We start from the raw sequence: 10,605 nt of genomic DNA on the forward strand, positions 1-10,605 counted from the left end.
CATAATACCCCAGCGACAGATATAGATGGGGTCTACAGGCGCTTTCTTGGAAATGCATGTCTACGAATAACACACCGCAACCAGCAAACAGAACTTGGGCAGCCATCTTTAATCGGCGAATGCTGATTTGTGTGTTTACTGGATTTGCCTCAGGTATGCCTCTATACCTGTTGATTCAATTGGTTCCTGCGTGGCTTCGGGATTCTGGGGTATCGCTGGCTGAGATTGGGCTGTTTGCCCTTGTCGGATTGCCCTACACCTGGAAGTTTTTGTGGGCGCCGCTAATGGATCGCGTGAAGTTGCCGCTAGGCCTGCGTCGAGGGTGGATGCTGCTGGCTCAAGTCGCTTTGATCGTGACGATCGGTCTGTTGGGAAGTATCAACCCTCTAACTCAAACAGCTTGGGTGGCGACGCTGGCTGTCATCATTGCCGTACTCAGTGCCACTCAGGATGTGGCTATCGATGCCTATCGCCGCGAGCTTTTACCCGACGAAGAGCTGGGTTTTGGTAATTCAGTGCATGTGCAGGCGTATCGAATTTCCAGTTTGATTCCCGGTTCACTGTCTTTGATACTGGCCGATAATCTACCTTGGTCCCAAGTGTTTTGGATTACCGCGGCTTTTATGGGGGTTGGGGTGCTGCTGTCTCTGGGCGTCAGGGAACCCATTAGGGAGACACGCCCCGTGACAAATTTGCGAACGGCGGTACTCGAACCCTTTTTAGAGTACGTTCATCGCCGAGGTTGGCAGAGCTTTGTTCTCGCCCTCGCCTTCATGGTGCTTTATAAGCTGGGCGACAATATGGCGACGGCACTCTCAACGCCCTTTTATTTAGATTTGGGTTTTTCCAAGACCGAGATTGGTTTGGTGGCCAAAAATGCAGCACTCTGGCCTGCCATTATTGGTGGCCTCTTGGGTGGCTTGCTCATGATCCGCTTAGGCATCAACCGTGCGCTGTGGCTTTTTGGGGCTGTGCAAATGGCCAGCATTTTGGGCTACGCATGGTTGGCGAGCGTGGGACCTATACTCTGGATTCTCGCTGCGGTGATTGGGTTTGAGTATCTTGGTGTGGGACTAGGTACGGCTGCCTTCACCGCTTTTATAGCACGAGAGTCGAGTAAGACCTTTGCGGCGACGCAATTTGCCTTGTTTACGGCTTTAGCGGCATTGCCGCGCAGCCTTGCTAATTCGACGACAGGAGTGATTGTTGAGCACATTGGCTGGGTTCCCTTCTTTTTTGTGTGTACTGGACTGGCTGTGCCCGGCATGTTGCTCTTGTTTTGGGTTGCGCCGTGGTCTCGGTCAATCTCGGAATCGGCAACTGGCTCCTTGTCTGCCGCCAAAAATTCCGACCACAATAGTTGAAAGGTGGGTGCTGAAAAGCGGGCGCTGAAGAAGCAACCTTAAAGGCGCTATTTTTTAACCATACATTTTGAAAAAGACATCTTTGTAAAGGTGTCTGCAAAAAAGAGGAACCCTTCATGCGTCTGCTGCTGCTCTTCTACCCGTGGCTCGAGCTACTAAGTCTTATTCAGCTGGGTATTGAGACCCGTGCAATCGTGCCGTTGCTGTGGGTTTTGGCGATGTTTATGCTGGGTGCCGCGTTGTTAAAGCGCGTGGGTACTGCGAGTGTGCTGTGGCTGAGAGAGGCTCAGCAAAGTGGGGTGCTGCAGCAAAGCTTGTTCGTAGACGATTTATCTGTCGCCGTGGCGGCATTGCTTCTCATGATTCCCGGTCTATTGTCTGACTTCTTCGCCGTTGTCGTATTGATAGGGCCGTTGCGACGTTTGTTGGCTCGACTTTTTTTGGGCAAGGTTGTGTCTCAGGCAGACGCCTCGGGTTGGCATGCGTCGTCGATGCCCGGTGATGATTCAAAGTTTCAATCGTCTGAGATTTTAGAAGGCGATTATCAGGATATTTCGCCAGATTCAGGGCGACACAATGTAATCGACAAGTCAGAAGATGATAGCCAACGCGATCAATGAAATTTGTTGCACGCAAATGCAGCGTTATTTTGGTGACAATTCAAAGGATAGGCCTTGAGTAGTTTGGGCGGGCCTTTAGCCGAGCTCGCAATCCACAACCTGATTGTTCATTGTCGCGGGCTTTAGTGGGCCGCTTTTTCCATATTTAGGTCTAAACGAGTACCTTTTATTGAAGGTGCAGGGTGGATTTTTCCTGAGAAATCGCATAAGCCATTGTTTTAGATAAGGAAATCTGATCAACTACTACCCTCCTATTTTTAGCACTCTTTTTGCTAGAGTGCTAAAAAAGACCTTGAAATCCCTTTTCTAGCCCCCACATATGAGACAGAGGCCCGCTGTGGGTCCTAGATAACGATATCGTCAACTTGTGGAGATCAACCCATGAACATCCGTCCGTTGTATGACCGCGTGGTCATTCGTCGCAAGGAAGAAGAGGCAACCAGTGCAGGTGGCATCGTGCTACCCGGTTCTGCCCAAGAAAAGCCCAATGAAGGTGAAGTCGTCGCCGTAGGTGATGGCAAGGTGCTGGATAACGGTGAGCAACGCGCTCTGGCTGTGAAGGTCGGTGACAAGGTTGTGTTTGGTCAATATGCCGGCAGTAACAAGGTCGAGATCGACGGTGAGGAGCTAATCCTCATGGCCGAGAGCGAAATCTTCGCCGTCGTTGAATAAACGCTAAACACGAATTTGAGAGAAAGGAATTAGACATGGCAGGTAAAGACGTACATTTTGGCGATTCCGCCCGCAGGCAAATGCTTGACGGTGTGAATATACTCGCCGATGCCGTAAAGGCGACTCTGGGCCCTAAGGGCCGCAACGTCATTCTTGAGAAATCATTTGGTGCTCCCACTGTCACTAAAGACGGTGTTTCTGTGGCCAAGGAAATTGAGCTCAAGGATCGATTCGAAAACATGGGTGCTCAGATGGTGAAGGAAGTCGCTTCACAAGCGTCTGACGCAGCCGGTGACGGCACCACCACAGCTACGGTTTTGGCTCAATCTATTGTCAACGAAGGCCTCAAAGCCGTCGCTGCGGGTATGAACCCAATGGATCTGAAGCGTGGCATCGACAAAGCTGTAGCCGCTGCTGTCATAGCAGTGCAGGGCATGAGTACGCCTTGCGAAGACAACAAGGCTATCGCTCAGGTAGGCACGATCTCTGCCAACAGCGATGACTCGGTAGGCCAAATCATTGCCGAAGCCATGGAGAAAGTTGGTAAGGAAGGCGTTATTACTGTCGAGGAAGGCTCAGGCCTCGAGAACGAGCTCGACGTGGTAGAGGGCATGCAGTTCGACCGCGGTTACCTGTCTCCTTACTTCATCAACAACCAGGAAAATATGCAGGCAGAGGTCGACGACCCCTTCATCCTGTTGGTTGACAAGAAGATCTCTAACATTCGTGAATTGCTGCCCGTTCTTGAGCAGGTCGCCAAGGCTTCTAAGCCTCTGGTTATCGTTGCTGAAGACGTAGAAGGTGAAGCGCTGGCGACCCTCGTTGTGAACAACATGCGCGGTATCGTTAAAGTGGCGGCCTGTAAGGCACCAGGTTTTGGAGATCGTCGTAAAGCTATGCTGCAGGACATTGCGATCCTTACTGGCGGAACTGTTATCTCCGAGGAAGTGGGTCTCGATCTTGAGAATGCATCCCTTGAGCATCTCGGCACAGCTAAGCGCATCACGATGGACAAAGATAACTCGACAATCGTCGACGGTGCCGGTGATGGTGAAGCCATTAAAGCCCGCGTCAATGAGATTCGTGTCCAAATCGAAAACACCAGCTCAGACTACGATCGCGAGAAGCTGCAAGAGCGTGTTGCTAAGCTTGCCGGCGGCGTTGCTGTCATCAAGGTTGGTGCGGCGACTGAGATCGAAATGAAAGAGAAGAAGGCTCGTGTGGAAGATGCATTACATGCAACCCGCGCAGCCGTTGAAGAAGGCGTTGTTGCTGGCGGTGGCGTTGCTCTGGTGCGAGCTATCGGCCAGATCGAAGGCTTAACTGGAGACAACGAAGACCAAAACATCGGTATCGCAGCGGCGCTGCGGGCCATGGAAGGTCCTCTTCGTCAGATCGTTGCCAATGCCGGTGACGAAGCGTCAGTCGTTCTCGATAAGGTTCGTCAGGCTGAAGGTAATGTCGGTTACAACGCGGCTACGGGTGAATATGGCGACATGATTGCCATGGGAATCTTGGATCCCGCCAAAGTAACGCGTACAGCCCTTCAGGCGGCAGGTTCTGTTGCTGGTCTCATGATCACTACTGAAGTGATGATTGCTGACTCTCCTAAAGATGACGCTGGTGCTCCTGCTATGCCCGATATGGGCGGCATGGGCGGCATGGGCGGTATGATGTAAGCACCGTTTGCGGTGTAAGAACCCGGCTCCGGCCGGGTTTTTTTTGCTGTGAAGAATGACACTAGTGGTGCTTAAGGGGCATGGTTGGTGCCTGAGTAGATGCCTACACCCAGAGTGCGGAGATTTTTATCGCAGTCCAATGAGCAGTGTGGTGGCTGATGCTGGCGCTAACATTGTTAACAACCCAACAACCCAACAACCCAACAACCCAACAACCCAACAACCCAACAACCCAACAACCCAACAACCCAACAACCCAACAACCCAACAACCCAGCAACCCAGTTCTTTAACAAGCTCATAAGCCAATGGCCTGAGCTTAATTGTGGGACCCCTCGACGAATTCTGCTTTTAAGGTATGACCAAAGCCAACGCACAGATGTAGCGCTGATCATGCTCTGCTGTCGCTGTTGCAGTGAGTTGACTTTTGCTGGTCACGGCCATGATGTGAAGTGTTTGAGAATGAGGTTCCCTGTGATCCAACTTTTTAGCTATGCTGTCAGGCAAATAATAAATACAGAGATTCTCAAATGCTTCTTCTAGTCGCTGGTGTATTACTTTGGTCCGCCGCGCATTTATTGAAACGGGTTGCGCCTAATGCACGAGCTGCTATGGGTAGCGCCGGTCGAGGGATCATGAGCATTGCGATTCTCGCGTCCATGGTGCTCATGTACCTAGGTTATTCCCACGCGGAAACGGATTTTTATTGGGGACGCAACCCGCAAAGCGTTGGCATTAACAACATCCTGATGTTACTAGCGATTTACTTGATGGTTGCAGCAGCTACCAAGAGCTGGATTACTGGCAGCATTCGACATCCCCAGTTAACGGCTATTAAGAGCTGGTCTATCGGGCACCTTTTGGTCAATGGTGATAGCGCTTCAATGGTGCTTTTTGGAGGCTTGTTAGTGTGGGCCGTTGTCAGCGTAATTCTGATTAATAAGCAAGATGGGAAACCGGCACTGTCGGTACAAACCTCCGCCGGTAAAGAGGTGATGACAGCACTTTCAGCGGTACTTGCTTTCGGTGGGGTCGCCTTTATCCATATTTATATGGGTTATCCGGTATTTGGATAACTGTCATCTGCGCTGCCTCAGCGTTGAAGGGGCAGCAAACATGGTGAGCTTCTTTTAGCTCGCCTGCTTAACGCCTACCAACGTTTTTGGGCCTGTCTCTTTGACCCATCAGTGACACACTACATTTCTTTAGATGTTGTTATTGGCCGTAGCAACTTCACGCAGTGCCCCTTATAATTACCCAACTCCAAATCTCGCATTTGGTAATTTTTATCTGCCTTGAAACGAACAAACAGGAGAACAACCCATGAATGAACTCCATTTCCTCGGCTACTACTTCCATGTGTTAGCCGGCATTGTCTGGATTGGTATGTTGTATTACTTCAACTTTGTTCAGACCGAGTACTTCAAAGAGGCAGAGGCGAGTGCCAAGGCCGATGCGATGGCCAAATTGGCGCCCAGAGCGTTGTGGTGGTTTCGATGGGGCGCACTGATCACTTTTCTAACCGGTGCTTATCTGTTTCATAAGTTGGGCGCCTTTGGCGTTACCATGCCCGCGATCTGGATGGGCGCCCTGGCGGGTACACTGATGTTTTTGAATGTCTGGCTCATCATTTGGCCCAAGCAGCAAATTGTGCTGGGTATGAAGGAAGGTGACGGACCCGCAGCAGCTGCCAAGGCTGGCCTTGCCAGCCGAACCAATACTCTGCTCTCAGGCCCGATGCTACTGGGTATGCTGGGCTCAGGTAAGCTGGCACTAGGTGGTACCGACACAGGGCTTTATGCCGCTATGGGTTTGATTGTGCTCTTAGAGGCAAATGCTCTGTTTGGTGGACAAGGCCCCATGAAGTCGGTGGTTGGCGTTGTTCATTGTTCACTCGCCCTAGCCCTAGTGATTTTTGGCTTACTCAACTACGTATAAGCACTGTATCGCTCGAAAAAAGCAGCCCTTTGGGCTGCTTTTTTGTGGGTGTTACCTTTCCCTGTCGCATTAAGGCCCCTGAGGTGATGGCCAACCCTGTTTTCGATTGGTTTTATCAATCTTCAGTGGTGATCTTGGCATTAGGATAGGCTCATTGCCCATGCCTCTTGGCGGGCGGCCTTTCCAATTGGCGGCCTTGCTCCTGAAGTTCGTGCGTACTCATTTCGTTATGCTGAAGGTCCTAGGCTTAGCCGCTACCCAAAAAAATGACAGACAACGGCTGATCCCTGAAATCTCTGTGATGTTCCCGCTGAAGCCTAGGCGTTGTCGCGATATACTCCCTCTTTTTAAACGACAGAGTTTCAACATGGGGCGTGATGATTTGCCAGATTCAAATATTCCCTCCTTTGCAGCGTCTCGCGACGAAGGGGTATCTAGTGCCCCTCGCGACGCTGTTCCAGGACGGAGCAATAGACCTACCGCAGCCAGCGCCGGTATGGGACTTTTAGCGCGGTTGGTGCTGACAATAGCTTTAGTCGTGGCGGCGGTTTCCTGCGCTTGGGCCTGGCAGTTGCAGCAGTTGTTGGATAAGTCTGTCTCAGATGGTGCCGTGGTGGCAGGGCGAGTGGCGGATCTAGAAGCGCTACTGTCTGATACCGATGAGAGCGTCGAAAAGTCGGCTGCCGCATTGGGTGCGCAATTAAATGTGGTCGATAAGGAGACGCGACGGCTGGAGCAGCGGCGTCGTGAAATGGACAACAAAGTCGCAAAATTGGAAAAAGCTTCGGCGGTGATACAAACCGATGTAGGAAAGTTGCAAACGCTGGTGTCGGGACAGGGTAAGTCGGTGGCGGCCATGAATACTGACCTGACGTCTCTCAGTGCTGACATGACAGCTCTCAAACGTGTGGCCGGAGACCTCGAGCGCTTGTCTAAAACAGCTATGGACGCTCAGGCGAATCTTGAGCGACTTGCAGACAACGTTAACAAGGCAAATCTTGATAGAGCTGCCATGAAGCAGCGCGTCACGTCTAACGAGGAATGGATCGAGTCGATTAACGCTTTTCGGCGGCAAGTTAATGCCAGTATCAGCCGACTTGAAGATCAGCTTCGCAACAGCCAGCCAGCAATTTCAACGGGCAGTCCAATACCCGGCACCCCCTGAATACATTTTTTTAAGGGGATTTGAGCCGGCCCTTTGCTAGGCCGGCTGCCATTTATTACATCCCAAGGAGATGACCTTAAGATGACCGTAATTCGTGAAGATGACCTAATCGATAGTGTGGCCGATGCCCTGCAGTTTATCTCTTACTACCACCCCATCGATTTTGTGCAATCGGTGCATCAAGCCTATGAAATGGAGCTTAATCCCGCGGCCAAAGATGCTATGGCCCAAATTTTAATTAATTCAAGAATGTGCGCTACGGGTCACCGGCCTTTGTGTCAGGACACTGGCATCGTTACGGTATTTGTTGAAGTGGGCATGAACGTCACATGGGATGCAAAACAGTCTCTCGAGGAAATGATCAATGAGGGAGTGCGGCGCGCCTATACACACCCTGACAATACGTTGCGAGCCTCAATACTGGAGGACCCTGCAGGCGCCCGAAAAAATACGCGAGACAACACCCCTGCGGTTATACATACCCGGCTAGTACCCGGTAACACCGTTGATATTCGTGTTGCTGCGAAGGGTGGGGGGTCGGAGAACAAAGCCAAATTAGCGATGCTCAATCCCTCCGACAGTATTGTCGATTGGGTGCTTAAGACCGTACCGACGATGGGTGCAGGTTGGTGTCCCCCTGGAATGTTGGGAATAGGTATTGGTGGTACCGCAGAAAAAGCGGCAGTCCTGGCAAAAGAGTCATTGATGGACCCCATTGATATTCAAAGTCTCCGTGAGCGAGGGCCCACAAGCCGAGCAGAGGAGTTGCGTCTGGAAATCATGGATGGCGTGAATCGTTTGGGTATTGGTGCTCAGGGTCTGGGGGGATTGACTACCGTGCTCGATGTCAAAATTTTGGATTATCCGACCCATGCCGCCTCTTTGCCTGTGGCGATGATTCCGAATTGTGCAGCCACTCGGCACACGCATTTTACGTTGACGGGTGCGGGCCCGGCTTTACAAGCTCCTCCTGATCTTGACCAGTGGCCTGAGGTGAGCTGGGAGACAGGTGATACGGTGCGCCGCGTTGATCTGGATACGGTTACCGCAGACGACACTCATACCTGGCAGCCCGGAGAGACTATTTTGCTGTCGGGCACGATGTATACAGGACGTGATGCCGCTCACAAGCGAATGACACAAATGCTGCGCGACGGCGAGCCACTCCCTGTTGATTTGAGGGGCAAATTTATTTACTACGTTGGACCGGTAGATCCTGTACGCGACGAGGTCATGGGCCCTGCGGGACCGACCACAGCAACCCGCATGGATAAATTTACTGATGATATTTTGGAGCAAACCGGGCTCATCGGCATGATTGGTAAGGCCGAGCGCGGCCCCGTTGCAATTGAGGCTATTCGCAAGCACGGTGCCGTTTACCTTATGGCAGTCGGTGGGGCGGCTTATCTGGTCTCCAAGGCGATCACTGAGGCTCGTGTTGTCGCGTTCGAGGATTTGGGCATGGAGGCGATTTATGCCTTTACCGTGCGCGATATGCCCGTCAGTGTCGCTGTAGACTCTCGAGGCGAGTCGGTCCACATTACCGGTCCAACGGTTTGGCAGCAAAGGATTGAAGAGCAGTCTCTTGAGCTCATCTGAAAGCTTTTATTGGCATGATTACGAGACATCAGGTGCCAATGTTTTTGAGGACAGGCCGCTTCAGTTTGCTGGCGTGCGAACCGACAAAAATTTTAATGTCATAGGTGAACCGCTGGTGCACTTCTGTCGGCCCAGCCCCGACTGCCTGCTGCATCCCGCTGCGATTAGAGTCACGGGTATTAGCCCTTACAAAGCATTATCTGAGGGCGTCCCTGAGGGGGCTTTTATGGCCAAAATCCTCAGCCAGTTCATGGTTCCCGGCACCTGCGCTTTGGGTTACAACTCGGTGCGTTTTGATGATGAAATTACGCGCTTTGCTTTGTACCGGAATTTCTTCCCTCCCTACGCTCGAGAATTTGGACAAAACAGAAGTCGATGGGATTTAATCGACGTGGCGCGGGCTACTCATGCCCTGAGGCCCGACGGTATCGTTTGGCCCAGCCGCGAAGACGGCTTGACTAGTTTTCGGCTAGAAGATCTCACTGCGGCTAATGGTATAGACCACGGCAACGCACATGATGCCCTTGCAGACGTTTTGGCGACCATAGCCTTGGCCCGCTTACTCAGCGGGGCGCAGCCGGCGCTATTTGACACGCTGTATGCCCAGCGCGGTAAACAGGCGATCGCACCGCTGCTTAATTGTGCTGACCCGAAACCGGTTATTCATGTCTCCGGCCAGTTTGGTGGCCAGCGCAGTAATTTGGCGATCGTGCTGCCTCTGGCGCCCCATCCAAAAAATAAAAATGAAATTATCTGCGCCGACCTGGGTGAAGAGCCTGCCTTCCTTGATCAGTCACCTGAGGATATCCGGCAGCTATTATTTATGCCTAAGGCAGATTTCCCAGCGGGTAAGCACCGTCCACCTTTAAAGACCATCAAGATAAATCGGGCCCCTGTGGTGCTGCCAACCACTTGGGTCGGAGGTGAGCCCGCAGAACGTTTGAAACTCGATGGCGAGCAGACTCGGGCATCGTTGGCGGCTTATCGCGGGGCGCGTCAGGCCGACCCTGATGGCTTTACCCGTTTTATCCAGAAGATTTATGCCGATCGAGATTTTGAACCACGTTCTGATCCCGATACGCAGCTTTATGACGGATTTCTGGATCGACGCGACGAGGCCCTCCTTGAAACCGTGCAGCACGCAACGCCTACTAGCCTCGCAGACACTACGTGGACCTTTGAGGACCGAAGATTGCCGGAACTATTTTTCCGTTATCGCGCGCGGAATTTCCCCGAGAGCCTCAATCTCGATGAGAGAGCCCGTTGGCGTGAACATTGTTGCGAGACTTTGGCGGGTAAAGCCGGTCCTAACTGGGAGAGTTTCAACAAGGACCTCAGTGATGAGCGGGCTCGAGAGGGGTTGAGCGCGGTGCAAACAAAAGCGCTTGATGATCTTGAGCAGTACATGGGTGAACTCCGCGCCGAACTGGCAGATTGAAACGCTAGACTATGGCAGGCGTCTAGGACGCAGCAGTGAGGGCTTGGGTAGGGAAATCTGAAGGGCTGCGCTGGGTATAAACAGTCCGTAATAATCCGCCCTAATTTCTCGGCTAATCCGGGTGCACCATG

9 protein-coding genes are annotated in these 10,605 nt (G+C 52.1%); all 9 read left to right on the top strand.

All coding sequences use genetic code 11. The features are described 5' to 3' along the window. Positions 1-56 precede the first annotated feature (56 nt). The 9 genes from ACMAZB_RS03820 to sbcB all read left to right on the top strand — a co-directional run bounded on the left by ACMAZB_RS03820 (position 57) and on the right by sbcB (position 10,474). Positions 57-1,364: an AmpG family muropeptide MFS transporter gene (locus tag ACMAZB_RS03820; protein WP_435219471.1), complete on the top strand. Its 1,308-nt coding sequence runs from the start codon at positions 57-59 to the stop codon at positions 1,362-1,364. A gap of 116 nt (positions 1,365-1,480) precedes the next feature. Further along, entirely contained in the window at positions 1,481-1,984 is a 504-nt protein-coding gene (locus ACMAZB_RS03825) for an FxsA family protein (RefSeq protein WP_435219472.1), read from the top strand. Between the two features lie 381 nt (positions 1,985-2,365). Next, on the top strand, positions 2,366-2,656 hold the full coding sequence (locus ACMAZB_RS03830) for a co-chaperone GroES (protein WP_007233725.1): 291 nt from the start codon (positions 2,366-2,368) through the stop codon (positions 2,654-2,656). Between the two features lie 35 nt (positions 2,657-2,691). Further along, positions 2,692-4,335 (top strand): chaperonin GroEL, encoded by a 1,644-nt coding sequence (groL, locus tag ACMAZB_RS03835; protein ID WP_435214601.1) that lies wholly within the window; start codon positions 2,692-2,694, stop codon positions 4,333-4,335. Between the two features lie 529 nt (positions 4,336-4,864). Beyond that, complete coding sequence (locus ACMAZB_RS03840) at positions 4,865-5,410, top strand: NnrU family protein (protein WP_435219473.1); 546 nt, start codon at positions 4,865-4,867, stop codon at positions 5,408-5,410. Positions 5,411-5,657: 247 nt separating this feature from the next. Further along, the gene (locus ACMAZB_RS03845; protein ID WP_435219474.1) at positions 5,658-6,272 is read left to right on the top strand and encodes an antitermination protein NusG; all 615 of its coding nucleotides are present in this window, start codon (positions 5,658-5,660) and stop codon (positions 6,270-6,272) included. Between the two features lie 367 nt (positions 6,273-6,639). Further along, on the top strand, positions 6,640-7,437 hold the full coding sequence (locus ACMAZB_RS03850) for a hypothetical protein (RefSeq protein WP_435219475.1): 798 nt from the start codon (positions 6,640-6,642) through the stop codon (positions 7,435-7,437). Positions 7,438-7,518: 81 nt separating this feature from the next. Then, entirely contained in the window at positions 7,519-9,036 is a 1,518-nt protein-coding gene (locus tag ACMAZB_RS03855) for a fumarate hydratase (RefSeq protein WP_435219476.1), read from the top strand. Further along, positions 9,023-10,474: an exodeoxyribonuclease I gene (gene sbcB / locus ACMAZB_RS03860; RefSeq protein ID WP_435219477.1), complete on the top strand. Its 1,452-nt coding sequence runs from the start codon at positions 9,023-9,025 to the stop codon at positions 10,472-10,474. The genes ACMAZB_RS03855 and sbcB overlap by 14 nt, the downstream gene beginning before the upstream one ends. Positions 10,475-10,605 lie beyond the last annotated feature (131 nt).

It is taken from the genome of Luminiphilus sp. nBUS_07 (genome assembly GCF_051201685.1).
Lineage (GTDB): Bacteria > Pseudomonadota > Gammaproteobacteria > Pseudomonadales > Halieaceae > Luminiphilus.